At 70.1% G+C, this 22477-nt stretch carries 27 protein-coding genes; 16 read left to right on the top strand and 11 right to left on the bottom strand.

Going from position 1 to position 22477, the window contains the following annotated elements:
* From ACLKM7_RS18575 to ACLKM7_RS18540, 8 genes are read left to right on the top strand one after another with little or no spacing between them, the layout of a single operon-like run.
* Positions 1-966, top strand: a complete 966-nt coding sequence (locus ACLKM7_RS18575; protein WP_436448782.1) for an ABC transporter permease — start codon at positions 1-3, stop codon at positions 964-966.
* A complete protein-coding gene (locus tag ACLKM7_RS18570; RefSeq protein WP_436448781.1) occupies positions 963-1847 on the top strand; it encodes an ABC transporter permease in 885 nt (294 codons plus the stop codon). The genes ACLKM7_RS18575 and ACLKM7_RS18570 overlap by 4 nt, the downstream gene beginning before the upstream one ends.
* On the top strand, positions 1844-2818 hold the full coding sequence (locus tag ACLKM7_RS18565; RefSeq protein WP_436448780.1) for an ABC transporter ATP-binding protein: 975 nt from the start codon (positions 1844-1846) through the stop codon (positions 2816-2818). The genes ACLKM7_RS18570 and ACLKM7_RS18565 overlap by 4 nt, the downstream gene beginning before the upstream one ends.
* Positions 2815-3594: an ATP-binding cassette domain-containing protein gene (locus ACLKM7_RS18560; protein ID WP_436448779.1), complete on the top strand. Its 780-nt coding sequence runs from the start codon at positions 2815-2817 to the stop codon at positions 3592-3594. Before ACLKM7_RS18565 ends, ACLKM7_RS18560 begins: the two co-directional genes overlap by 4 nt.
* On the top strand, positions 3591-4610 hold the full coding sequence (locus ACLKM7_RS18555) for a P1 family peptidase (RefSeq protein ID WP_436448778.1): 1020 nt from the start codon (positions 3591-3593) through the stop codon (positions 4608-4610). Before ACLKM7_RS18560 ends, ACLKM7_RS18555 begins: the two co-directional genes overlap by 4 nt.
* A complete protein-coding gene (locus ACLKM7_RS18550) occupies positions 4585-5259 on the top strand; it encodes an FMN-binding negative transcriptional regulator (RefSeq protein ID WP_436448777.1) in 675 nt (224 codons plus the stop codon). The genes ACLKM7_RS18555 and ACLKM7_RS18550 overlap by 26 nt, the downstream gene beginning before the upstream one ends.
* Positions 5256-6329 (top strand): C45 family autoproteolytic acyltransferase/hydolase, encoded by a 1074-nt coding sequence (locus tag ACLKM7_RS18545; protein WP_436448776.1) that lies wholly within the window; start codon positions 5256-5258, stop codon positions 6327-6329. Before ACLKM7_RS18550 ends, ACLKM7_RS18545 begins: the two co-directional genes overlap by 4 nt.
* Positions 6326-6877: a hypothetical protein gene (locus ACLKM7_RS18540; protein WP_436448775.1), complete on the top strand. Its 552-nt coding sequence runs from the start codon at positions 6326-6328 to the stop codon at positions 6875-6877. Before ACLKM7_RS18545 ends, ACLKM7_RS18540 begins: the two co-directional genes overlap by 4 nt.
* A 7-nt stretch (positions 6878-6884) precedes the next feature.
* Here ACLKM7_RS18540 and ACLKM7_RS18535 read toward each other — a convergent pair whose 3' ends face one another.
* Positions 6885-7208 carry an ArsR/SmtB family transcription factor gene (locus ACLKM7_RS18535; protein ID WP_436448774.1) on the bottom strand — a complete coding sequence of 108 codons (324 nt, stop codon included), beginning with the start codon at positions 7206-7208 and terminating at the stop codon, positions 6885-6887.
* A 16-nt stretch (positions 7209-7224) separates the two neighbouring features.
* Between ACLKM7_RS18535 and ACLKM7_RS18530 the strand changes: the two genes are divergently transcribed.
* The gene (locus tag ACLKM7_RS18530; RefSeq protein ID WP_436448773.1) at positions 7225-7689 is read left to right on the top strand and encodes an SRPBCC family protein; all 465 of its coding nucleotides are present in this window, start codon (positions 7225-7227) and stop codon (positions 7687-7689) included.
* An 89-nt stretch (positions 7690-7778) separates the two neighbouring features.
* On the opposite strand, the gene ACLKM7_RS18525 is transcribed toward ACLKM7_RS18530, so the two are convergent.
* From ACLKM7_RS18525 to ACLKM7_RS18510, 4 genes are all read right to left on the bottom strand, one after another.
* Entirely contained in the window at positions 7779-8537 is a 759-nt protein-coding gene (locus ACLKM7_RS18525) for an SDR family oxidoreductase (RefSeq protein ID WP_436448772.1), read from the bottom strand.
* 122 nt (positions 8538-8659) lie between these two features.
* Positions 8660-9073: a hypothetical protein gene (locus tag ACLKM7_RS18520; protein ID WP_436448771.1), complete on the bottom strand. Its 414-nt coding sequence runs from the start codon at positions 9071-9073 to the stop codon at positions 8660-8662.
* A complete protein-coding gene (locus tag ACLKM7_RS18515) occupies positions 9070-9975 on the bottom strand; it encodes an RNA polymerase sigma-70 factor (protein ID WP_436448770.1) in 906 nt (301 codons plus the stop codon). Before ACLKM7_RS18515 ends, ACLKM7_RS18520 begins: the two co-directional genes overlap by 4 nt.
* A gap of 26 nt (positions 9976-10001) precedes the next feature.
* On the bottom strand, positions 10002-10796 hold the full coding sequence (locus tag ACLKM7_RS18510) for an SDR family oxidoreductase (protein ID WP_436448769.1): 795 nt from the start codon (positions 10794-10796) through the stop codon (positions 10002-10004).
* 217 nt (positions 10797-11013) lie between these two features.
* Between ACLKM7_RS18510 and ACLKM7_RS18505 the strand changes: the two genes are divergently transcribed.
* Positions 11014-11754 (top strand): alpha/beta fold hydrolase, encoded by a 741-nt coding sequence (locus tag ACLKM7_RS18505; RefSeq protein ID WP_436448768.1) that lies wholly within the window; start codon positions 11014-11016, stop codon positions 11752-11754.
* 86 nt (positions 11755-11840) lie between these two features.
* On the opposite strand, the gene ACLKM7_RS18500 is transcribed toward ACLKM7_RS18505, so the two are convergent.
* The 3 genes from ACLKM7_RS18500 to ACLKM7_RS18490 form a co-directional block, all read right to left on the bottom strand.
* Positions 11841-12938 (bottom strand): ABC transporter permease, encoded by a 1098-nt coding sequence (locus ACLKM7_RS18500; RefSeq protein WP_436448767.1) that lies wholly within the window; start codon positions 12936-12938, stop codon positions 11841-11843.
* A complete protein-coding gene (locus tag ACLKM7_RS18495; protein WP_436448766.1) occupies positions 12935-13960 on the bottom strand; it encodes an ABC transporter ATP-binding protein in 1026 nt (341 codons plus the stop codon). The genes ACLKM7_RS18500 and ACLKM7_RS18495 overlap by 4 nt, the downstream gene beginning before the upstream one ends.
* A 190-nt stretch (positions 13961-14150) precedes the next feature.
* Entirely contained in the window at positions 14151-15176 is a 1026-nt protein-coding gene (locus ACLKM7_RS18490; RefSeq protein ID WP_436448765.1) for a glycerophosphodiester phosphodiesterase family protein, read from the bottom strand.
* Positions 15177-15328: 152 nt separating this feature from the next.
* Here ACLKM7_RS18490 and ACLKM7_RS18485 point away from each other — a divergent pair, with 152 nt between their 5' ends.
* From ACLKM7_RS18485 to ligD, 4 genes are all read left to right on the top strand, one after another.
* Entirely contained in the window at positions 15329-16258 is a 930-nt protein-coding gene (locus tag ACLKM7_RS18485; RefSeq protein ID WP_436448764.1) for a Bax inhibitor-1/YccA family protein, read from the top strand.
* A 108-nt stretch (positions 16259-16366) separates the two neighbouring features.
* Complete coding sequence (locus tag ACLKM7_RS18480; RefSeq protein ID WP_436448763.1) at positions 16367-16765, top strand: type II toxin-antitoxin system VapC family toxin; 399 nt, start codon at positions 16367-16369, stop codon at positions 16763-16765.
* A gap of 70 nt (positions 16766-16835) precedes the next feature.
* The gene (locus ACLKM7_RS18475) at positions 16836-17177 is read left to right on the top strand and encodes a helix-turn-helix domain-containing protein (protein ID WP_436448762.1); all 342 of its coding nucleotides are present in this window, start codon (positions 16836-16838) and stop codon (positions 17175-17177) included.
* 421 nt (positions 17178-17598) lie between these two features.
* On the top strand, positions 17599-18843 hold the full coding sequence (gene ligD / locus ACLKM7_RS18470; RefSeq protein WP_436448761.1) for a non-homologous end-joining DNA ligase: 1245 nt from the start codon (positions 17599-17601) through the stop codon (positions 18841-18843).
* Between the two features lie 233 nt (positions 18844-19076).
* Here the strand turns inward: ligD and ACLKM7_RS18465 are convergent, their stop codons facing one another.
* Positions 19077-19601 carry a TetR/AcrR family transcriptional regulator gene (locus ACLKM7_RS18465; RefSeq protein ID WP_436448760.1) on the bottom strand — a complete coding sequence of 175 codons (525 nt, stop codon included), beginning with the start codon at positions 19599-19601 and terminating at the stop codon, positions 19077-19079.
* Between the two features lie 71 nt (positions 19602-19672).
* On the opposite strand from ACLKM7_RS18465, the gene ACLKM7_RS18460 reads away from it, so the two are divergent.
* A complete protein-coding gene (locus ACLKM7_RS18460; RefSeq protein ID WP_436448759.1) occupies positions 19673-20398 on the top strand; it encodes an MBL fold metallo-hydrolase in 726 nt (241 codons plus the stop codon).
* A gap of 226 nt (positions 20399-20624) precedes the next feature.
* Here ACLKM7_RS18460 and ACLKM7_RS18455 read toward each other — a convergent pair whose 3' ends face one another.
* Positions 20625-21218 carry a ClpP family protease gene (locus ACLKM7_RS18455; RefSeq protein WP_168912693.1) on the bottom strand — a complete coding sequence of 198 codons (594 nt, stop codon included), beginning with the start codon at positions 21216-21218 and terminating at the stop codon, positions 20625-20627.
* Entirely contained in the window at positions 21215-21853 is a 639-nt protein-coding gene (locus ACLKM7_RS18450) for a ClpP family protease (RefSeq protein WP_436448758.1), read from the bottom strand. The genes ACLKM7_RS18455 and ACLKM7_RS18450 overlap by 4 nt, the downstream gene beginning before the upstream one ends.
* A 158-nt stretch (positions 21854-22011) precedes the next feature.
* Between ACLKM7_RS18450 and ACLKM7_RS18445 the strand changes: the two genes are divergently transcribed.
* The gene (locus tag ACLKM7_RS18445) at positions 22012-22476 is read left to right on the top strand and encodes a DUF6790 family protein (protein ID WP_436448757.1); all 465 of its coding nucleotides are present in this window, start codon (positions 22012-22014) and stop codon (positions 22474-22476) included.
* Position 22477: the final 1 nt, after the last annotated feature.

Below are 22477 nucleotides of genomic sequence, written 5' to 3'. Positions count from 1 at the left end.
ATGCCGGTCGTCCTGTGGTCGCTCCGGCGCGTCGCCGCCGCACTCGTGACACTCCTCGGGGTGTCGGTGCTGATCTTCGCCTCCGTGCGGTTGATGCCGGGCGACTACACCGACCTCGTCCTGGGTCCGCTCGCCTCCGAGGAGCAGCGGGCCCAGGCGGTGGCCGCATCGGGCCTGGACGCGCCGATCGTCGAGCAGTACTTCCGCTGGCTGTTCGGCGTCTTCACGGGCGACCTCGGGTTCTCGTTCGTCTCGAACGTCTCGGTGTCGGAGGAGTTCGCCGCACGACTTCCCGTCACCGCGACGATCGCGGTGGTGACGATCGTCGCGACGCTGCTGATCGGCATTCCCCTCGGATTCCTGTCCGCCCTGCGCTCGGAGGGCTCGGCGGGAGCAGCCGGACGGCTCGTCAGCGCGCTGGGCATCAGCATCCCGGAGTTCCTGCTCGCCGGCGTCGTGGTCTTCGCCGTCTCGACACTCGGACTGGGCATCTCGGTCGGCCAGTACGCGCCGTTCGCCGAGGACCCCGGGCGGTTCGTCGGGTCGCTCGTGCTGCCGATCGCGGTGCTGTCGATCGGCTGCGTGGCCGTCGTGGCGCGCAATACACGGGATGCCGTCATGAACGTTCTGGTGGAGCCGCATGTGCAGGCGGCCGTGGCCCGCGGCGAAGCCGCGGGCTTCATCGTCCGCCACCATGTGCTGCGCAACGCCGCCGCACCGATCCTGACCGTCGTCGGATCGCTGATCGCCGTCCTCCTCGGGGGGACCGTGATCGTGGAGTTCGTCTTCAACGTCCCCGGAATGGGCTCATACCTGCAGACCGCGCTCGGTCGCCGTGACTACGCGATCATCCAGGCTGCGGTGATGCTGGCCGCCGCGGTCTTCATCATCACGAGCCTTCTGGTCGACCTCGTCGCCAACGCACTGGACCCGCGGCTGCGCCTGACCGGACGGAGTCGCCGATGACCGTCGCACCCACTGCCACCTACCGAGTCCGCGCGGCCGGCGCGGCGACCCGAGGCGCCTGGCGCAACATGGACGGGCTGATGCGCCTGGCCGTCATCGTGCTGGCCGTGATCGTGCTGGCGACCATCCTCGCGACGCTCACAGGATTGGCCGGGTCGACCAGCGCGACCGTCGGCGGCCGCTTCGAGGCTCCCTCCGTCGTGGCACCCCTCGGCACGGACAACCTGGGCCGGTCACTGCTCCCCCGCATCTTCGAGGGCATCGCGACGACTCTCGTCGTATCCCTCATCGCGGTCGTCTGCTCGGCGATTCTCAGCACGGTGATGGGCATGCTCGCCGGCTACTACGGCGGGGGCGCCAGCGAAGTGGTCATGCGCGTCGTGGACGTCCTGTACGCCTTCCCGGCGCTGGTGCTCGCGATCCTCGTGTCAGCGCTCATCGGCCCCGGACGCCCCGCGGCGATCATCAGCATCATCGCGATCACGATCCCCCTGATGACGCGCGTGGTGCGCATCGCGACCCGCGCCGTCGCCGAGCGCGACTTCGTCGTGTCGGCACGCATCAGCGGCGTGCGCACTCCGGTCATCTTCGTGCGGCGCCTTCTGCCGAACATCGCGGGCACGGTCGCAGTCCAGGCGAGCTACGCGCTGTCGGTGGCGATCCTCGTCGAAGGCGGGCTCAGCTTCCTGGGCTTCGGAGTCCAGGTGCCCGAAGCATCCCTCGGACTGCTCATCCAGCAGGGAATGCTGTACATGACCCTCGCTCCCCAGCTGCTGATCGTCCCCGGCGTGATCCTCGTCGTGTCGATCCTGTGCATCAACATCATCGGCGACGGACTGCGTGACCGGTTCGAGCCTCGAGAGACGAGGTCCCTCACATGACCGCCGTACGCATCAGCGACCTCGTCCTGGAGTTCACCGGCACCACCACCGTGCGCGCGCTCGACGGCATCGATCTGGAGGTCGCCGACGGCTCGTCGCTGGCGATCGTGGGCGAGTCCGGCTCTGGCAAGTCGACGCTGGCCTCGGTGATCGGCAGACTGCATCCGCGCTCGGCGCGCATCGTGAGCGGCACGCTCGAAGTCGGAGGCATCGACGTGCTCGCGCTCGACACCGGCGGGCTTCGGCGCTACCGGCGGGACACTCTCGCCTACATCGCGCAAGACCCGATCGGCTCGCTCGATCCCACGATGCGCATCGGCAGGCAACTGCAGCTCATCCTGCGTGCGATGGGCGACGACACCTCGACCCGACGGCAGATCGAACTGCTGGACGCGATGCGCATCTCGAATTCCGAGCGGGTCATACATCTCTTTCCCCATCAGATCTCGGGTGGAATGGGCCAGCGGGTCGCCATCGCGATGGCGATGTGCCGCGCACCGAAGCTCCTGATCGCCGACGAGCCGACCGCGGCCCTGGACAGCCAGGTGCGCGAAGAGGTCGTGAGGCTGCTCTTCGAACAGGCCCGCGCGCAGGGGACGACCGTGCTCTGGCTCAGCCACGATCTGCCGGCGGTGGCCCGGTGGTGCGACGAGGTGGCGGTGATGTACGCCGGCCGCGTGGTCGAGCGGGGACCGGCGCAGGCCGTGCTCGGTCAGCCCGTGCACCCGTACTCGAGGGCCCTGGCCACCACGGATCCTTCACGCGCTCGTCGCGGAGAACGGCTCGCCAGCATCCCTGGCGCGCCTCCCGTGCTCCACGGCGCCGCTGAGGGCTGCGCGTTCGCGCCCCGATGCCCCGCGCGGATCGACGCCTGCCTGACGACCCGACCCGAACCCGCGGCCACGCGCCACAGCCTGTGCATCCGGACCGAGGAGCTGCTGGCACAGGACCGGCTGGAGGTGAGCGCATGAGCGGCCTGGTGTCGGCCTCGGGCGCGGTGGTCGAGCTCGACGACGTTTCGGTGACGTTCTCGTCGGGCGTCGGCCGGGCCCGTCGCGAGGTGCGCGCGATGTCGGGGGTGTCGTTCGCGGTCGCACCCGGCGAGACGCTCGGCCTGGTGGGCGAGTCCGGATCCGGGAAGACGACCACTGGCGCCGTGGTGCTGGGATTGCAGCGGCCGGACTCCGGCGTAGTGCGTTTCGAGGGTGAGCCGCTGAGCCGCAGCCTGCGCTCGCGTGCCGGCCGGATGCAGGCGGTGTTGCAGCATCCGCGGTGGGCGCTGGATCCCCGGTCTACGGTGGTGAATTCCGTCCTCGAACCGCTGCTCGTGCATGAGCGGCGCGGCCCGCGCGTCGAGGCGCGCGCGCTAGCGATGCTCGAAGACGTGGGGCTGCCGGCTGCGTTCGGTGATCGCCGGCCGCATCAGCTCTCGGGCGGCCAGCTGCAGCGCGTGAGCATCGCGCGGGCGCTGGTCACACATCCCGCCTTCATCGTGTTCGACGAGGCGGTCAGCGCGCTCGATGTCTCGGTGCAGGCCCAGATCCTCAACCTGATCCAGGACCTCCAGCGCGAGCACTCCTTCGCCGCGCTCTTCATCTCTCACGACCTCGCGGCCGTCCGGTACATCTCCCACCGGGTCGCCGTCATGCGCGCCGGCGAGATCGTAGAGCTGGCGCCCACCGAGGTCTTCTACGAACTGCCCAGCCATCCCTATTCGCGTCAACTGTTCCAGGAGCTCTCACCGTGACCGACACCCATCGCCTCGCACCCGTCCTGCCCATGGGTCCCCGTCGCTCGAACGGCGACTTCGCGCTTGAGCCCGTGCACGGGAGCGACCGCGGGCAGGTGGAGTACGACTTCCCCGGCGTCCTCATCGGAACCGCGGAGTACGCCGAGGGTCCGACCGGAGCGACCGTGCTGTGGCTGCCGGAGGGTGCGCGCACGTTCGTCGACCGGCGCGGCGGAGCCGTCGGGGCGAGCGGCCTGTACGGCTTCAACCACGCGATCTGCCTCGCCGGCGGCTCGGTCTACGGCCTGTCGGCGGTGGCGGGCGTCTCGGAGGCTCTCTTCGAGCAGGTCGACCACCGTTCCGGCTTCGACCAGCTCCAGCTGGTCTCGGGCGCGATCATCTACGACTACTCGGTGCGCGACAACTCCGTCTTCCCCGACGCCGCGCTCGGCAAGGCCGCGCTCTCCGCCGCGCGACCCGGCGCAATCGAGGTGGGCCGCGTCGGCGGCGGTGCTTCGGCATCCTCAGGAAAGGTGGATGCCGCACGCGTCGAGTTCACTGGGCAGGGCGCCGCCTTCCGCCAGGTGGGCGATGTGAAGGTGCTCGTGGTGACGGTGCTCAATCCCTATGGGGTGATCCTCGACCGCGACGGCCGGATCGTGCGCGGCAATTACGATGCGTCCAGCGGCGAGCGCCGGCATCCGGCCGTCGACTACGAGGCTGCGATCGGCGAGTCCCGCCTCGTCGACTCGATGGCCGGCAACACGACCATCACCGCGGTCGTGACGAACGTCCGGCTGAGCGACATCGAGCTCAAGCAGTTCGGCCTGCAGGTTCACAGCTCGATGCATCGTGGCATCCAGCCCTTCCACACCCCGCTCGACGGCGACACGCTCTTCGCACTCACGACCGACGAGGTGTCGCTGCCGGAGGACCCGGCGACCTCGCGCGGCCGCCTCTCCCTGAATTCCACGGCCGTGGCCACACTCGCCGGCGAGACCGCATGGGATGCCATCCTCTGCGCGGCGGGCTGAGCGCGTGTACGAGTTCGAGAAGTACCGCGCGCCGTCGCAGCCCGAGGTGCACGACCTGGTGCGCAGCAACCCGTTCGCGCTCATCGTGTCCAACGGCGGCGGTGCGGAGGGAGCACCGACCGTCACGCATGCACCGGTCATCATTGAGCGGATGCCGCCGCGAGGTGACTTCGTCGGCGCTGAGCTGCTGGGCCATATCGCCCGGAAGAACCCGCAGTGGCAGCAGCTGACGGACGGCGACCCGGTGCTGCTGGTGTTCTCAGGACCGCACGGCTACGTCTCGCCCACGACCTACGCCGACGACCCGAATGTGCCGACGTGGGATTACGCCGCCGTGCATCTGACGGCTCGCGTGACGGTGCTGGACGACCGTGCCGACGGGATGCACGTCGTCACCCGGACGGTGGAGCAGCTCGAGAAGCTCGAGGCGACGCCATGGGACATGACGACGTCGCTGCCCACGTTCGAGCGCATCGTAGGCGGCATCGTGTCGTTCCGCTTCGAGGTGATCGAGCAGCGTGCCGTGTTCAAGGTGAGCCAGGACAAGCCGAAGGACGTTCGTGACAAGGTGGCGGCAGCGGCCAGGGCTCGGGGCTGCCCTCACGGCGACGTCGCTGCGCTCGTCGAGCGCATCGGAGGAGACGCATGATCGTGCACGAGTGGACGGCGCTGGGTGGTGACGGCCTTGATGAAGGCCGCAGATTCGGAGCCGCGTGGCCGTTGCAGCTGACGGCTGCGCTCGATTCCTACCTCGAGCTGTTCCAGGAGTCGGGGGTCTCGAGTTCCGTCGCGACCGAGGTTGCCCAGGGGTGTCGTGAGGCGACCGAGCAGCACGCCCCAGCAGTGGCCGCCGAGTTCCGTGGCGTGGCCGAAGGGAGTGGGCTGTCGTTGCAGGACGTGTACCTCCTGGCATCCCGCACCGAGGTGCTGGCGCGGATGACGCCGTCGATGGAGTGCTCGACGATCGTGCATGTGCCCGCCGACGGCGGCGGGCCACGCACGCTGCAGACGTGGGACTGGCACGAGACGCTCTCGAACGAGACGGTGGTGCGGCGATTCCGCGCGACGTCCGGCGCGCGGATCGCGACCTTCTGCGAGTTCGGTCAGCCGGCGAAGATCGGGGTGAACAATCGTGGGCTCGGCGTGCACTTCAACATCCTGCATCACCGCTCCGACGGCACTCGGACCGGCGTCCCTGTGCACGTCCTTGCGCGAATGATCCTCGAGGACGCCAGCACCGTCGCGGAAGCCGTCTCAATCGCCGAGAGCGTGCCTCTTGCCGCCTCGAGCGTGTTCACGGTGGCGGCGCTTCGCGACGGCGCTGCCGAGGCGGCGGCCATCGAGGTGTCCCCCGCCGCCGTCGCCGTCATAGCCGCGCAGCCCGGGCACACCCTCGTACACACGAACCACTTCCTCGATCCGGCTCTCGCTGCCGGTGAGTTCTCGCCGTATGAGACGACGAGCGTTCCACGGTACGAGTGTCTCGTCGACGCGGCCGACCTCGCGCGGATCCCGGACCACCACGAGCGGGCGCTGGCATTCGGCGCGATCCGCGACGCGCCGATCACCGTCCGTCCGCGGGCGGACCAGCCGGCCCACCTGCGTTGGGAGAGCAAGCTGACCGTGGCGCTCGACGTGGTGGATGGCGCACTCGAGTACGCGGCCGCGGCACCGGCCGACGTCGCCGACGCGACCTGGGTACGAGTCAGCGCCGCGTGAGCGAGCTGCTGCACGTCGGCGCGCTCATCCCCGCGGTCCTGGGCACGGGCGCGCTCGTGCGGGACCGTCGTCTGCGGCGCGCACCGGAGGTCGTCGCGTCGATCCTCATGCTGGTCGGGATGGCCGACGCGATGCTGTGGCACGTTGTCGCGCCGGTGTACTGGAGCGCGGCGCTGGTCGTCGTCGCACTGGGACTCGTCGTGGGACGGCGCCGCGGGGTGGTCGTGCGCGGTCGCTCGACCGCTGCACGCCGTGTCGGTGCGCACATCGCGCTCACGACCCACATCGCACTCGGGCTCGTGGTCATGGCGGCTCTGCTCGTGCTCACCGGCGAGGGAGCCTCCACAGCACCCGCCTCCGACAGCCACGGCCACGCGGGCGGTGGCGGCGTCGACGGCATTCGCCTGATGACGCTCGCGCTCTGCGCCGGTTACGTGCTCATCACGACGTGGTGCAGCCGCTCGGCGCAGCACCGGTCCGGCGGGCGCCTCCACTACTGGATGATGGCGCTCTCCGCCGTGGCGATGGGCGCGATGACGCTGGCGTGAGTGCCTGTCAGTCACTCAAGCGATCAAGGAGGTCGACGGCTGCCCGCGCGTACTCGCCGATCCATCGATCGTGGATGCGCTTGATCGGCAGGGGCGAGAGCGAGAGGTGACGCTCGCGGCCGATTCTGCGTCCTGAGACGAGCTCGGCGCTCTCCAGCACCCGCAGGTGCTGCAGCACCGTCGTGCGGTCGACCTCGGGGAACCGCGCGCACAGCGCCCCCGTGGTCAGCGGCTCTTCCTTGAGGGCGTCCAGCATGCGACGCCGAAGCGGCGACGCGAGAGCCTTGAAGACCGAATCATCGTCAGGCCCCTTGCCTTCGGCATCCGTCATGTTATAAAAATACAACATGTCTAACGAACTGAACGCTCTGTCTTTCACCGTGTCGGGACGGGTCGCCCGCCCGGTCGCACAGGTCTACGAGGCCGTCGCCGACCCCGATCAGCTGTCGAAGTACTTCACCACGGGCGGCGCGCGTGGCCGCCTCGAACCGGGCGCCGACGTCACGTGGGACTTCGCCGACTTTCCGGGCGAGTTCCCCGTGACCGTGGTCGAGGCCGACCCTCCCCGCAAGCTCGTCCTCCGCTGGGAGGGCCGATCGGCTCTCGAGAGCGAGACGACAACGACCTTCGAGTTCGAGCCCATCGACGGCGACTCGCGCACGCTCGTCACGATCACCGAATCGGCCTGGCAGCTGACGCCGGACGGCGCGAAGAACGCCTTCGGCAACTGCGAAGGCTGGACCGGGATGCTGAACGCGCTCAAGGCCTGGGTCGAGCACGGCATCAACCTGCGAGAAGGCTTCTACGCCTGACGTCCGTCGACCGTGCACGGCCGGGATGTGTCACCGGCGGCCGTCCGAGACGACCGCCGGTGACACTGCCTCGTCAGTGACCGGTCCGGTCAGCTGCGCGGCGGGTGGGCGGGCAGCCACCCCTCGAGGGTCGTCTCGAAGACCTGCGCGCCATCGACGGGCATGAGCGTGCGCTCGTCGATGCGCGCACCGAAGTAGGGCGCCTCGGGGTCGGTGACGACCTCGCGCGGGTCGCCGCGGAAGGCGAGGCCGCGGCGCACGAGCTCGTCCAGGCCCATCACCTCGGGGCCGGCGATCTCGATGTCGGCGTTCAGCGGAGCGCCCGCGGCCGTGCGGGCCACAGCCGTCGCGACGTCCTCCGCGGCGATCGGCTGCATGAGTCCCGGCGACAGGTGGATCGCCTCGTTCTTGCCCGACACCGCGGCGATGCTGCTGATGAACTCGAAGAACTGCGTCGCGTGGACGAGCGAATACGGGATGCCCGACTCGCGGATCAGCTTCTCCTGCGCGGCCTTGCCGTGGAAGTACGAGATGTCCTGCGGACGGTTCGTGCCGACCACCGTCAGGGCGACGTGGTGACCGACGCCGGCCTCGCGCTCGGCAGCGATGATGTTGCCGGTGGCGGTCGTGAAGAACTCCATGACGGCGTCCGGCTCGAACGACGGCGAGTTCGACACGTCGACGACGACGTCGGCACCCTCGAGGACCTCTTTCAGGCCCTCGCCGGTGACGGTGTTCACACCCGAGTTCGGTGACGCCGCGATCGCCTCGTGGCCGTGCTCGGTGAGCTTCGCGACGACCTTCGAGCCGATGAGCCCGGTGCCGCCGATGACGATGATCTTTGCCATGATGTGCCTTTCGTGTCACGAGCGCGGGAGAAGGGGAACGCTCACCAGCTACGACAAGATGGACCGCCCCGCTGTGACGGGTCCGACCGATCTGTCGATTCCGGATGCCCCGGCCCGGGCGTTCAGCGGCGGTTCCAGCTCTCGAGCTTGTCGGGGTTGGCGACAAGCCATGCTTCGCAGACCAGCGACCGCCGCACCCGCAGCACGAGCACCCCGACGACGGTGGCCCCGCGACGGACCACGACGCCCGGCATCCCGTTCACCGACTCGATGACCGTGTCGACCTCGGAGTCGCCCAGTACCCGCGTCAGGTATCGGACGACCTCGACACGACCCCGCAGCGGCGTGCGCGGAGCCGGCACGTGGCCGCCGCCGTCGACCGTGAGCGACGCGTCCAGATGAAGCACGCGAGCGAGGGCCGCGCCATCCGCATTCCTCGTGCCGGCGATCAGGGCTCGGGCCGCGCGCTCATGCTCGGCGGCGAGGGAAGTACTGGTGCGCAGATGCTTCAGCCACGTCGCCCGTCGGCGGCTCATGCCGCAGCCGGGGCGGCGTGCCCCAGCTTGTCGGGGCTCATCGTCCACAGCACCTGGATGATGCCTTCGTCCGACATCGTGAGCGCAAGGGTCGTCATCACGCCGTCCGCATCCGAGATCGTCGCGGCAGGCCGGCCGTTGAGCTGCACCCAGTCGATGGTCTTGCCGATCCAGAAGTGGCTCGAGAAGGCGGCGATGAACTTCGCGACCCGACTGCGACCTGCGACGGGGATACGTGCGGCGAGCTTGACTCCGTTGCCGTCGGTGTAGCTGACGACGTCTTCGGCGAAGAGCTGCTCGAGGGCCGAGACGTCGCCCTTCTGCGCGGCGTCGAGGAACGCCTCGAGTAGCCGGCGATGCTCGGACGCCTCCACCTGGGCGCGCTTGGCCGAGGCCAGGTGCTTGCGCGCCCGGCTGACCAGCTGCCGGGCGCTCTCGACGGTTGCCCCGACGATGTCGGCGATCCGCTCGTACGGATAGTCGAGGGCCTCGCGCAGGATGTATGCGGCGCGCTCGGTGGGCGTGAGCTTCTCGAGCGTCAGCAGGATGGCGAACTGCAGCGCTTCGCCGCGCTCCGCACCCAGCGCGGGGTCGGCATCCGTGTTCACCGGCTCGGGAAGCCATGGCCCGATATATGTCTCGCGGCGAGCGCGAGCGGACTGCGTCGCGTTGATCGACAGCCGCGTCGCGATCGTCGCGAGGAAGGCAGCCGGCTCGAGGATGCTGTCGCGGTCGGTGTTCTGCCAGCGGATCCAGGTCTCTTGCACGATGTCTTCGGCGTCCGCGACGGTGCCGAGCATGCGATACGCGATGCCGAAGATCCGGCGCCGGTGCTGTTCGAAGACATCGACGGCCGAGTCCATGTCATCCGCGTCCGCCGCGGGCGCCGCGCTCACACCCATGCTGCCTCTCACTCCGGTCGCCGCGCTCAGCGTACGCCCGCAGCCGCGTGTGCGGCGAGACCGGAGTTGTCGGGCGCCTGCACGCGCCACTGGTGGAAGGTCGTCGGGGCGATGATCGCGTCCGCGTCGGGCAGCAGCTCCCACCGGTCCAGTCGTGCTCCGAAGTAGGTCGCGAGGGGGTCGGCGACGACCTCGCGTTCGTCGCTGGTCCATTGCAGTTCCCTTTCCGCCAGCTCGCGCAGCTCGAAGATCTCGGGGCCGGCGTGCTCGACGATCGACTGGGTCGGGCGCCCGAGCGCGGTGCGCGCCACGGCGGCGGCCACGTCGTCGGCCGCGATGGGCTGCACGAGCGCGTCGGCGACGTGCGCGATGCCGCTGTGCATCGCCGCGGCGGTGATGCTGCGCACGAACTCGAAGAACTGCGTGCCGTGCACGATGGAGTACGGTCGGCCGGATGCCGTGATGAGGCGTTCCTGCGCGGCCTTGGCCTGGAAGTACCCGCCCTCGGAGCGCGCGAGTCGGTCGGTGCCGACGACCGAGAGCGCGACGTGGTGCCGCACGCCGGCGGCGTCGCCGTACGTGAGCAGGTTCATCGTCGAGGCGTAGAAGAACTCCCGCGCGGCCTCTTCGTCGAGGTACGACGAGTTCGAGGTGTCGACCACCGTCTCGACGCCCTCGAGCGCCTCTTCGAGCCCTTCGCCCGTGTACGAATTCACGCCGGTCGCGCGTGCAGCGACGACGACGTCGTGGCCCGTCTCCCGCAGCCGCGCGACCACGCGGGTGCCGATCAGGCCCGTTCCTCCGATGACAGCGATTCTCATGTCGATCCCTCTCCGTCGCAGCGGTCCGCGCGCGGGCGCGCACGGGCTCATCAGCCATGACCGGATGCCTCGGCCGGATGTGACGGATTCGCGAGAACTCGTCGAAATTCATGTCGGCTGTCACAGCTCGACGGGGTGGGCTGTCGTCTCTGGCAAGGGAACGTCTCCCCCGCTCGACCGATCCCGGCCCTGCTCGACAGATTCGCAAGGAACGATCATGACCACAGAAAAGCCCACCATCGTCCTCGTCCACGGCGCCTTCGCGGAGTCCTCCTCCTGGAACGGCGTGATCCTGCGGCTGCAGGAGCACGGCGTGCGTGCGGTCGCCGCCGCCAACCCCCTGCGCAGTCTCAGCATCGACGCCGCCTACGTGCGCGACGTGATCGCGTCCATCGGCGGCCCCGTCATCCTCGTCGGCCACTCGTACGGCGGGATGGTCATCACCGAGGCCGCCGCCGAGAACAGCGCCGTCGTGGGCCTCGTCTACGTCGCCGCGTTCACCCCCGACACCGGCGAAAGCGCCTTCACCCTCTCGGCGAGCGCTCCCGGCAGCACGCTCGGCGAAGCCCTCGCCGCCTACCCGGTGTCGACGGGCGGCAACGAGTTCGCCATCCGCCCCGACGTGTTCCACCACCAGTTCGCCGCCGACGTGTCCGAAGACGTCACGGCGCTCATGGCGGCGACCCAGCGTCCCGTCACCGAGGCGGCCCTGTCGGACGCCCTCGCGGCGCAGCGTCCGGCGTGGAAGGACACCCCGTCCTGGCACGTGGTCGCCGAACTCGATCTCAACATCCCGGCCGCAGTCCAGCGTGCCGGCGCCGAGCGCGCGGGATCGCGGGGCACGCACGAGATCGCCGGCGCCTCGCACGCCGTCGCCGTCTCGCAGCCGGATGCCGTCGCCGCCGTCATCGCCGCGGCCGGCAAGGCCTACCTCGCGAGCGTGACCGAAGCCGCGTGATCCGACCGGCGACGCCCCCGATGACGGTCCGGTCTCGGGGGCGCCGCCACCACCTTTTCTGCTAGGCGATGCGGGTGCCTGCTCTGCTAGGCGATGCGGGTGCCCGTCGGCAGGCGCCCGGCGGGCGTCCGCGTGCGCGCCCAGGCCCACCACATCAGACCCGCGGCCAGCAGTGCCTGCAGCGCCATGCCGACGAACCAGCTGGGCGCCGTGCGGGCGATGACCTCTTCGGCGGTGTCGGACTGCTCCATCGGGCGCGGGGAGCATTCGTCCCAGCGCTGCTCCAGGTCGGGCGCCTGCTGCGCGTATCGCACGCCGGACTTGATCTGGCCGAACAGGTCGACGGGGTACCCGTCCGCGTTGAACTGGGTCGGCGTCGCATCGGCCAGGATCACGAACGGATTGGCCGCGAGCAGCCACCACACACGGTCGAAGCGCGGCACCTCATACGTCATCACGTGCCAGTCGCCGCATGTGATCTCGACATCCTCGTCGCAGGGGTAGTCGCCCCGCGGCTCCTCCCCCGGCGCACACGGGTAGGTGTCGCCCTCGTACGACTCGTAGTCGAACGACCGGCTGTGACTGGTGACCTCCGAGCGCACCGTGTACCCGACGAGCGCGAAGGCGATGAGCGTGCCGATGACCAGTCCGGCGACGACGAGATACGTGGTCGCGACGGAGAAGAGCGGACGAGACAGGATGCCGCTGAGCGCGACGCCGATCGCCGCGATGACACCCACCTCGAACACGAGCACGAGCAGCGAGACCGAGATGGTCGCCGGGTCCCCACCGCCGGCGAGCGTCGCGATGAGGAGGAACGGCACGGACACGACGACGAACGCGAGCCCCGTGATCCATGCCGCGAGGAACTTGCCCACGAGGATCTCGAACGTCGTGGCGAGCGTGACTTGCACGGGCGCCAGGGTCGCGGCATCCCGATCCCCGTTGATCGCGTTGCCGCTGAGCGTGGGCGAGACCAGCACGACGAGCAGCAGCGTGATGTAGACGATCGTGGAGTAGATCGCCGCGCCGGGTTCGTTCGTGTATCCCCACGCGAGGAACGACAGCGCCGTCACGATCACCAGCAGCAGGGCGAAGACGCCCAGCAGCACGTACCAGGCGACACTGCGGGTGCGCTGCGTCAGCTCGAGGCCCACGATGGTGCCCAGGCGCTGAGCGTTCACGAGGTCGCCTCGCTTCCGTCGGCGGTGGGATGGGAGGGGGCGGATGCCGGAGGCGTGCGTTCGGGTGGAGGCTCGGCCACCGCGACCTGCGGCGGCACGCCTTCGCCGAGGTCGAGGAAGGTGCGCTCGAGCGTCCCCTGTGCGGCCGCGAACTCCACCACGCCGAGTCCCGCGGCGACGAGGTCGCGCAGCGCGGCGGCTGCGGCATCCTCCGTCTCGAAGGCGACCACGGCATCGCGACGGTCGGCGCGCACGGCCTCGGCGGGGATGTTCAGGGCGGTCGCGACCTGTTCGGCGGCGACGGATGCCTCGGCACCCGCGATCCGCACGCGCCAGGGGCGGGCGCGACGCGAGGCCGCCTCGACCCGGCTCGGATCCACGGTGGCACCGGCGACGAGGAAGACGGCGTCGTCGACGACCTCTTCGAGCTCGGACAGGATGTGGCTCGAGACCAGCACCGTGCGGCCCTCACCGGCGAGGCGGCGCAGCAGGATGCGCAGGTCGATGCGGGCCTGCGGGTCGAGCCCCGACGCGGGTTCGTCCAGCAGCAGCACGCGCGGGTCGTGCACGAGCGCCCGCGCGAGTCCCAGCCGCTGCTTCTGCCCTCGCGAGAGCACGCGCGCGGGCGCGTTGGCGAGTTCGACGAGCCCGACTTCGACCAGCAGCGCGTCGGCGCGAGCGGATGCCTCGGGCTTCGGCATCCCGTACAGCCGCGCCGTCACCTCCAGCGTCTCGCGCGACGTGAGCGTGCCCCACGCGCCGAGTGCGTCGGGCATCCAGCCGAGCCGAGCGCGGGCGGCCTGCGGCTCGGCGACCGGATCGACCCCGTCGAGGCGGATGGTGCCCGCGTCCGGCGCGAGCAGCGACGCGAGCATGAGGAGCAGCGTCGTCTTGCCCGACCCGTTGGGCCCGACGAGCCCCGTGACGCGGCCCGCGTGCGCCTGCAGCGTCACGTTGCGCACCGCCTGAACCTCGCCGAACGCTCGGCGCACACCCTCGACCACGATGCCCTGGGAAGTCACGCTCTCACCCTAGAGGTGCGCCGGCGTCTGTCCCCGCCGCCCCGCGGCCCCTCCGCCTCGCGGCGTCTATTCGCCGAGCCGTCGCAATTGGCCGCCCAGGCTCGGTAGAGGCGGCCGTTCGCGACGTCTCGGCGCGCTGCATCGCGCGCGGGAGGGGGCCAGGCGGAGGGGGCCAGGGCAGGAGTCCGGCTCAGGAGCGGAAGAAGTCGACTCCGAGGTCGGGGTGGTCGACGAAGACGCCGTCTACGCCGGCTTCCCGGATCACGGACCACTCCGACTCCCAGTCGCCGAACGCCGACGGGCCGCCACGACCACGGAACTGACCGATGAGGAAGTTGTTCTCGGGTCGGACCGTCCAGGTGAACACCTGCAGGCTCCGCTCGTGCGCGTCGGCGACGATCGGCGACGGTCCGGTCAGTCGCCCCAGCTTGTCGGGCGCGAGGATCATGCGCTTGTCGAGACTGATGCCGTCGACGCGTCCGACGAGCGCATCCAGGCCCGCGGGCGCCGCAGTCTGCCGGTATGTCAGCGCGGCTTTGCCGTGCGCCGACAACAGGTCGAACGGACGCCCGGCGGCCTCCAGCAGATACACGTACGCGGCCGGGATGCCTCGTTCCTGCAGCGCGTACAGAACGCTCGACTCGAACGACTCGATGACGAGGGGCAGCTCCCCCGCGGCCCAGCCGGCGTCGCGCAGCTCCGCGTCGATGAGTTCGGCGACATCCCAGCCGCCGGAGCCACCGAAGCACGTGCGGAAGTACGTGGCGTGCTTGATCTCGAGCACCACGCCGATCTCGCGACCGTGCTCGAGCGAGGCATCCCGCACCGCATCCAGCACGTCCCGCAGGCGCAGCACCGGCTGCTGATCGTCGAAGCTCGCACTGGACGGCCGCAGCTGCGGCAGCCGCTCGCGGCACCGGAGCGTGGCGAGCTCGTCCCACGTGAAATCCTCGGTGAACCACCCGGTCAGCTCGGCGCCGTCGATCGTCTTGGTGGTGCGGCGATCGGCGAACTCGGGGCGGTCGGCGACGTCGGTGGTGCCCGAGATCTCGTTCTCGTGCCGCACGACCAGCACGCCGTCGCGCGACACGACGACATCGGGCTCGACCGCGTCGACGCCCATCGCGAACGCGAGGTCGTACGAGGAGCGCGAGTGCTCTGGTCGATAGCCGGGCGCACCGCGGTGCCCGATGACGAGCGGAGTCCGGCGCGGCACGAACCCAGCGTAACCATCCACGATCGGCCGGGCCGGGGCATCCGTTCATAGCCTCCTCACAGCGGGAATCTGGGCGCGTGCACAGGCGTTCGGATACTGTGGATTCACAGCACCCCTGCTGGGACTTCCTTGACATTGGAGTGTGAGAGCAAGTGGCCCTCAACAACCCCGCGTTCAGCAACCCGGCCTTCCAGGATCCGAAGGCCGTTCAGACCTACCCGGGCGGCCGTCAGGCAGCGGGTCTGACCCCGCCGCCCGCAGCGCAGGCGCAGTACGGCGCCGCGCAGCACGCCGGAACGGATGCCGCGACCCAGGCACACCTCGAAGGCATGTACGCCGCCCCGTCGGCCGGCGCCGTCGAGACCGACCGCATGACGGTCGAAGACACCGTGTGGAAGACCGTCGGTCTCTTCGCCATCCTTCTCGTCACCGCCGCCGTCGGCTGGGTGTGGACGATGGCGGGCGTCACCGCGGCCAACCCGAACCCGTCGATCCTGCCCTGGATCATCGGCGGACTCGGCGGCTTCGTGCTGTCGCTCGTCGTGATCTTCACCTCGCGCAAGAAGGTGCGCCCGGCGCTCATCTTCGCCTACGCCGCGTTCGAGGGGCTCTTCGTCGGTGGCATCTCGGCGTTCTTCGAGTTCATCTGGCCCGGAATCGTCGTGCAGGCGACCCTCGCGACTTTCGCGGTCGTGGGTGTGACCCTCGCGCTCTTCGCGAGCGGCAAGGTGCGCGCGTCGAAGAAGGCCACCAAGGTCTTCATGATCGCGATGCTCGGCTATCTCGTGTTCTCGCTGATCAACGTCGGCCTGATGCTCTTCAACGTGCCGCTGGCCGGTGGCGCGTTCGGTCTGCTGAGCCAGGAGGTCTTCGGCATCCCGCTGGGCCTCATCATCGGTGTGCTGGTCGTGATCATGGCGGCCTATTCGCTGGTGCTCGACTTCGACCAGATCCAGCAGGGTGTGCGCAACGGCGCTCCCCGTCCGTATGCCTGGGTCGGCGCCTTCGGCATCATGGTGACGGTCGTCTGGCTGTACATCGAGATCCTCCGCATCCTCGCGATCCTGCGCGGCAGCGAGTAAGCACCGCGTCCCTTCGGAAGGCCGTCCGGTTCACCGGGCGGCCTTTCGCATTGTGTCGGCGGCGGTCCCGCTGCAGCGGATGACGGCGGTGCGTGCCACCATCGGTGCATGACGCGCTACGCGATCGATCTGCCGGCGGCGATACGTCTGCTCGAGGACGACGCCGCTGTCCCGGCGCAGCACAGCCTCGTAGGGCCGAACCTGCTGCGATCCCAGGCCTTGTCCGCGCTGTATCGCAGCGTGCGTTCGGGCGAGCGCTCCCCCACCGAGGGTCGCGAGCTGCTCGAACGGCTCGCCGCCCTCAAGATCCGGCTGCTCGGCGATCGGGTGTCGCGCGCGGTGGCGTGGCAGATCGCGGATCAGCTCGGCTGGGACGACACGGCGGATGCCGAGTATCTCGCCGTCGCGAAGCTCCAGGCCGATGCGCTCGTCGCGCTGGACCCGGCGCTCCGCGACGCGGCAGAGGGCATCGTTCCGCTCGCCGACTTCGACGACCTCACCCGCTGAGCCGGCGCCCGCGTTCTGCTGTGGGCGGAACACCTGGGCGGCGGCGGCATCCGCGTTCTATCGTGACGGCATGGCCGAGATCATTCCGCTGCCGACCCCGTCCGAGCGCCGCTCCGCGCGCGATCCCGAGCCGCTGTGGCGCGACGCCCTCGGCGATCGTCTGCGCCGTCTGCGGCATGAACGCGGCGAGCGCCTCGCCGACACGGCCGAGCGCGCCGGGGTGTCGCCGCAGTACCTGTCGGAGATGGAGCGCGGCCTCAAGGAGCCGTCGAGCGAGATGATCGCCGCCGTCGCCGGAGCCCTCGAGGTCACGCTCATCGAGCTGACCGCCGGAGTCGTCGACGACCTGCGCTCGCAGGCTTCGGAGCGCTCCGCCGTCGGCGTCCGTGCGACCTTCACCCTCGCCGCCTGACGTTCCGGCATGCCGCGCGGCCCGGGTCGCCCGTGCCCGGATTGCTCGACGCTGCTCCCGTCGTGCTCGCCCCGCGCCCCTCGCCGCCCGACGTCCGGCACTTCACGCCCCCACGCGCGGCCTGACTGACGCTCGCCCCACGGTTGCTCCGCCCTGCGCCTGTCGTGCTCGCCCCGCGCCCCTCGCCGCCTGACGTCCGGCACTTCACGCCCGCACGCGCGGCCTGGCTGCCGCTCGCCCCACGGTTGCTCGACCCTGCGCCTGTCGCATCCCGGGCGCCGTCACTCGCGCTCGACCGTCGTTCGCTTGCCCTGAATGCACGGCGAACCAGCCGATCCGCGTACATGCAGGGCAAGTGAACCGGGGGTGGCGCGGCAGAACCCCTGGCCGCGGCATCCGTCGCCTGGATAGCCTCGGAGACATGAGCCCGTCGAAGACCCCCGCCGAGATCCTCGATATCGGCGGCCACGAGGTGCGCATCTCGAGTCCCGACAAGGTGGTGTTCCCCGAGCCGGGCCTGACGAAGCTCGACATCGTGCGGTACTACCTCGCCGTCGCCGACGGTGCCCTGCGAGGCGCAGGCGGGCGGCCCATGGTGCTCAAGCGCTTCCCCAAGGGCATCGACGCCGAGCCGTTCTTCCAGAAGCGCGTGCCCGAGAACCACCCCGACTTCATCGATACCGCGACGCTGCAGTACGCCTCCGGTACGTCGGCCGAAGAGGCGGTGATCCGGGATGCCGCGGGCCTGGCGTGGATCGTCAACCTCGGCTGCCTCGACCTGAATCCGCATCCCGTGCGCGCCGAAGATCTTGACCGGCCCGACGAGCTGCGCATCGACCTCGACCCGATGCCGGGGGTCGACTGGTCGCAGATCGTGGACGTCGCCTTCGTCGCGCGCGAGGTACTCGACGACGTCGGCCTGGTCGGCTGGCCGAAGACGAGCGGCTCACGTGGCCTGCACATCCTCGTGCGCATCGCGCCGCAGTGGGATTACAAGCAGGTGCGGCTCGCCGCCGAGACCCTGGCCCGCGAGGTCGAGAACCGGGCGCCCGGGCTCGCGACCGCGCGGTGGTGGAAGGAGGAGCGCGGCGAGAGCGTGTTCGTCGACTTCAACCAGAACGCGAAGGACCGGACCGTGGCATCCGCGTATTCGATCCGCCCGCTGCCCGATGCGCGCGTGTCGACGCCGCTCGACTGGGACGAGGTTCGCGAGCGCCGGCCCGAGGAGTTCACCGTCCTGACCGTGCCGTCGCGATACGCCGAGGTCGGCGACCCGCACGCGGGCATCGACGACGCGGTCGGCACGCTCGACGGTCTGCTGCGCCTGGCCGAAGAACTCGGACCCGCTGAGAAGCCGCCGCGCGCAGGCGGCGCGGACGGCCGGCGGCAGTCCACGATGCCGCTCATCGAGGTGGCCCGCACCAAGACCAAGCCCGAAGCGCTCGAGGCTCTCGAGGAGTGGAAGTCGCGGCATCCGTCGGTCACCGAGCAGCTGCATCCGGCGGATGTGCTCGTCGACGGCATGCGCGGGTCGTCGTCGCTCTGGTACCGCGTGCGGGTGAACCTTCAGCACGTGCCGGAGGCCGAGCGCCCGCCGCAGGAAGAGCTCATCGCCGACTACGACCCGTGGGCCGGCAAGACCTGGCCCGGCCGTCCCGGCTCCTGACCGCACCCGGCGCATCGGTCGCGTGGGCGCAAGCCGCGTCCGCAATTCAGTCCCACCGGAATGGGCGAAGGAGCGTCGCCACGGAATTTCGCGGGCCTGAACTACTCGACCGACCGGTAGGACTGAGTTGCAGACGCCCCTCATCCCCGAACAGGGCATCCCGGGCGTCGAGCGAGCAGCGCTGGCCCACCCACGCCGCCGGAGGCTCCGCTCGCTCAACGACCCGAGGGCGGTCAGGCACGCAGTCCGGCTTCGAGGCGCTCGAGGCCGTACTCGAATGCTTCGTCCACGTCGCCGCCGAGGCGGAACGCGCCCGCCAGCTCCATGTTGATGAACCCGGTCGCCCACGCCACGACGAGCCGTGCCGCCTCGAGGGCGTGTTCGTCTCCGACGAGCGCCCGCGTCGCGTCGAGGACCGGACCCGCCGCGCGACCCAGCGCCTCCGACGCCCCGTCGATGGCATAGAGCAGCCGGAAGCCTTCCGGGTGCTCATGCGCGAATGCCCGGTACACGCGCGCAAGGCCGGCGATGTCGAGACCGGATGCCGCAAGCCGGCCGGTCAGCTCGTCCGCCGTCGCTTCGGCCACCAGCAGCACCAGCGCATCGCGATCCCGCACGCGCTTGTACAGCGACGGCGCACGCACGCCGACGCGTTCGGCCACCGCCTGCATCGTGAGACCGGCGGTGCCGCCCGTCTCCAGCAGCTCTCGGCCAGCGGCGACGATGTCGGGCAGGGTCGTGCGTTCCGGTGTCGGCATCCGTTCCTCCTCGAAGGCTATTGACGTAAGCCATCATAGCTACGTATCATAGCCATACTCAAGGAGGCATCATGAAGCTCGGTCCCCACCTGCACCGCCTCGGCAACGACATCGTCGCCGCGTACCTGATCGACGTTCCGGAGGGCATCACGATCATCGACGCCGGACTCCCCGGCCATTGGCGCGATCTGCAGGACGAGCTGGCCGCGATCGGCCGCCCGATATCAGACGTGCGCGGCGTCGTGCTGACCCACGGCGACAGCGACCACGTGGGCTTCGCCGAGAGGCTGCGCCGCGAGCACGGTGTGCCGGTGTACGTCCACGCGGCGGATGCCGATCGTGCCCGCGGCGGCGACAAGCCCAAGACCGAGATGGGCCGTATGCGCCTGGCACCCACGCTCGGATTCTTCGCATACGCGCTGCGCAAGGGCGGCGTGCGTACGACGTACCTCACGGAGGTGACCGAGGTCGCCGACGGCGATGTGCTGGATCTGCCTGGCGCGCCGCGGGTGATCGGGCTGCCCGGGCACTCGCCGGGCAGCATCGCCGTCCACGTTCCGGCGGCCCGCGCCGTGTTCGTCGGCGACGGGCTGACCACGCGGCACGTGCTCACCGGGCGCACCGGTCCGCAGCCGGCGCCGTTCACCGACGACCCCGCCGCGGCGTTGGCTTCGCTCACGGCACTCGCGAACGTCGACGCGGACTGGGTGCTGCCGGGCCACGGCGCACCCTGGCACGGGTCGCCCGCCGAGGCTGCGGCATCCGTCAGGGCTGCCGCCTCGGCGGCCACCGGCTGAGCCATTGGCACTCCGGGTTCACGGGCGCCTCCGCGGCAATCCGGCGCGTCTGCCGCAAACAACTGCCCCCGCGACGCCCGCTGCTCCCGTGCGCAACTCCGGAAGAATCGGCAGCCAGGGCCCCGTGAGGCACCCCGGACGCCGGTTCTTCCGGAGTTGCGCACACCCGACGCCGGTACGGACGGCCGGGGCGCAGCCGCGGGTGCCGCAGGACGATGCCCGCGCCTCAGGCCACGCCGCGCTCGAGCACGTGGTCGGCGAGCCCGTAGGCCACCGCGTCGACGGCGGTGAAGACGCGGTCGCGGTCGGTATCGGCCCGCAGCTTCGCGGCATCCTGTCCCGTATGCCGGGAGAGGATCGCCTCGACGTCGCCGCGAACGCGCACCAGCTCGTCGGCCTGCAGGATCAGGTCGGGGATCGTGCCGCGCCCCTGCCCGGCGGGCTGATGCAGCACGACGCGCGCGTGCGGCAGTACCGAGCGCTTGCCGTGCGCACCGGCGGCGAGCATCACGGCGCCGACGCCGATCGCCTGGCCCACGACGGTGGTCGCGACGTCGGGCCGCACGTGCTGCATCGTGTCGTAGATCGCGAGCATCGCGGCCGGATCGCCGCCCTCGCAGTTGATGTAGAGCTGGATGTCGCGCTCCGGGCTGTCGGCGTCGAGGTGAAGCAGCTGAGCGATGAGAGCGTTCGCGACGCCGGCGTCGATCCCCGTGCCGAGATAGACCACGCGCTCGGCGAGCAGGTGCGAGTAGACGTCCATGATGCGGTCGCCGCGCGGATGCTGCGCCACGACGTTCGGAATCGTGTACGAGCTCATGCCGCCACCTCATTCGTTCGCTCAGCCGGGACCCCGAGCCCTGCGGGCCGGCGCCGTCGCGGCACGACCTGTGAGAAGTCGTCGACGATGCCGTCGATGAAGCCGTACTCGAGTGCCTGGGTCGCCGTGTACCAGCGGTCGTGCAGCGAGTCCTCGAAGATGCGCTCGACCGGCTGGCCCGTGTCTTCCGCGGTGAGCCCGAGCACGGTGTCGCGGACGTACCGCAGATCGTCGGCCTGAACCTCGACCTCGACCGCCGAGCCGCCGATGCCGGCCGATCCCTGGTGCATCAGGATGCGCGCGTGAGGCAGGGCCCGCCGCTTGCCTTTGGTGCCCGACGACAGCAGGAACTGCCCGGCACTGCATGCCAGGCCGAGCGCGAGCGTCGCGACATCGTTCGGAATGAGCCGCATGACGTCGCGGATCGCGAGCATCGACGGCACCGAACCACCCGGTGAGTGGATCCAGAGGGCGATATCGGATGCCTCGTCCTCCGCCGCGAGCGCCAGCAGCTGGGTCGCGAGCAAGGTGCCGTTGTCATCGTCGAGCGGACCGTCGAGCACGAGCACGCGCTGGTGGTACAGCTCGCGCCGAGCCTCGGCTCCGAACTGCGGGATCTTGCCTTCTTCTGCCATGCCTCCAGCCTGCGTCGCGGCGCCGGCCGTGGCATCCGGATCCGCTCCCGGCGGCTCCGCCCACAGCGGAGCCGGAGCGACATCGTGACCTGGGACGGTCCACCGCGACAGCGCCGGTCGGTTGACCCGCCCAGCAGAAGTCCGCCAGCATGACGAGCATGTATCTCGTCTCCGTGATCGCCACGACGTTCGTCCTGCCTCTGCTCGCCACGATCATCGAACTGGTCGCATCACCCGGCTCAGACCCGCTGGTGGTCGCGGGCAAGTGGTTCGTCTTCTTCGGCGTGGGCATCCGCCTGCTCCTCGCCGGCCTGAGCCAGATCTTCCGTCCGGGGTTCACCGCGAAGAACCTGCTGGGCATCGAGACAGATGACGCGAACCAGGTCGTGCAGGAGCTGGGATTCGCCAACACCGCGATGGGCATCGCCGGCCTCGTGGCCTACTTCTTCGCTCCTTCGTGGCTCCCCGCGGTGGCCGCCATCGCCGGCATCTTCCTTCTGCTGGCGGGCCTGCGGCACCTCGTGAAGAAGGGCAAGAGCGCCACGGAATGGATCCCCACGATCACCGATCTGATCCTCGCCGTCGTCCTTCTCGCGTTCGTGGTCGTCTCGCTTCTCGCGTGAC

The sequence above is a fragment of the Microbacterium sp. I2 genome (assembly GCF_051364985.1).
Classification (GTDB): domain Bacteria; phylum Actinomycetota; class Actinomycetes; order Actinomycetales; family Microbacteriaceae; genus Microbacterium.
Note: the sequence above shows the minus strand (reverse complement) of the source record. Positions and strands in the feature narration are given on the sequence as shown.

What these genes read in the sequence shown, in the direction of transcription:
- ACLKM7_RS18575 (WP_436448782.1), top strand. Translation starts at nt 1, where the DNA reads ATGCCGGTCGTCCTGTGGTCGCTCCGGCGCGTCGCCGCCGCACTCGTG.
- ACLKM7_RS18570 (WP_436448781.1), top strand. Translation starts at nt 963, where the DNA reads ATGACCGTCGCACCCACTGCCACCTACCGAGTCCGCGCGGCCGGCGCG.
- ACLKM7_RS18565 (WP_436448780.1), top strand. Translation starts at nt 1,844, where the DNA reads ATGACCGCCGTACGCATCAGCGACCTCGTCCTGGAGTTCACCGGCACC.
- ACLKM7_RS18560 (WP_436448779.1), top strand. Translation starts at nt 2,815, where the DNA reads ATGAGCGGCCTGGTGTCGGCCTCGGGCGCGGTGGTCGAGCTCGACGAC.
- ACLKM7_RS18550 (WP_436448777.1), top strand. Translation starts at nt 4,585, where the DNA reads ATGCCATCCTCTGCGCGGCGGGCTGAGCGCGTGTACGAGTTCGAGAAG.
- ACLKM7_RS18545 (WP_436448776.1), top strand. Translation starts at nt 5,256, where the DNA reads ATGATCGTGCACGAGTGGACGGCGCTGGGTGGTGACGGCCTTGATGAA.
- ACLKM7_RS18535 (WP_436448774.1), bottom strand. Translation starts at nt 7,208, where the DNA reads ATGACGGATGCCGAAGGCAAGGGGCCTGACGATGATTCGGTCTTCAAG.
- ACLKM7_RS18530 (WP_436448773.1), top strand. Translation starts at nt 7,225, where the DNA reads ATGTCTAACGAACTGAACGCTCTGTCTTTCACCGTGTCGGGACGGGTC.
- ACLKM7_RS18525 (WP_436448772.1), bottom strand. Translation starts at nt 8,537, where the DNA reads ATGGCAAAGATCATCGTCATCGGCGGCACCGGGCTCATCGGCTCGAAG.
- ACLKM7_RS18520 (WP_436448771.1), bottom strand. Translation starts at nt 9,073, where the DNA reads ATGAGCCGCCGACGGGCGACGTGGCTGAAGCATCTGCGCACCAGTACT.
- ACLKM7_RS18515 (WP_436448770.1), bottom strand. Translation starts at nt 9,975, where the DNA reads ATGGGTGTGAGCGCGGCGCCCGCGGCGGACGCGGATGACATGGACTCG.
- ACLKM7_RS18510 (WP_436448769.1), bottom strand. Translation starts at nt 10,796, where the DNA reads ATGAGAATCGCTGTCATCGGAGGAACGGGCCTGATCGGCACCCGCGTG.
- ACLKM7_RS18505 (WP_436448768.1), top strand. Translation starts at nt 11,014, where the DNA reads ATGACCACAGAAAAGCCCACCATCGTCCTCGTCCACGGCGCCTTCGCG.
- ACLKM7_RS18480 (WP_436448763.1), top strand. Translation starts at nt 16,367, where the DNA reads ATGACGCGCTACGCGATCGATCTGCCGGCGGCGATACGTCTGCTCGAG.
- ACLKM7_RS18475 (WP_436448762.1), top strand. Translation starts at nt 16,836, where the DNA reads ATGGCCGAGATCATTCCGCTGCCGACCCCGTCCGAGCGCCGCTCCGCG.
- ligD (WP_436448761.1), top strand. Translation starts at nt 17,599, where the DNA reads ATGAGCCCGTCGAAGACCCCCGCCGAGATCCTCGATATCGGCGGCCAC.
- ACLKM7_RS18465 (WP_436448760.1), bottom strand. Translation starts at nt 19,601, where the DNA reads ATGCCGACACCGGAACGCACGACCCTGCCCGACATCGTCGCCGCTGGC.
- ACLKM7_RS18460 (WP_436448759.1), top strand. Translation starts at nt 19,673, where the DNA reads ATGAAGCTCGGTCCCCACCTGCACCGCCTCGGCAACGACATCGTCGCC.
- ACLKM7_RS18455 (WP_168912693.1), bottom strand. Translation starts at nt 21,218, where the DNA reads ATGAGCTCGTACACGATTCCGAACGTCGTGGCGCAGCATCCGCGCGGC.
- ACLKM7_RS18450 (WP_436448758.1), bottom strand. Translation starts at nt 21,853, where the DNA reads ATGGCAGAAGAAGGCAAGATCCCGCAGTTCGGAGCCGAGGCTCGGCGC.
- ACLKM7_RS18445 (WP_436448757.1), top strand. Translation starts at nt 22,012, where the DNA reads ATGTATCTCGTCTCCGTGATCGCCACGACGTTCGTCCTGCCTCTGCTC.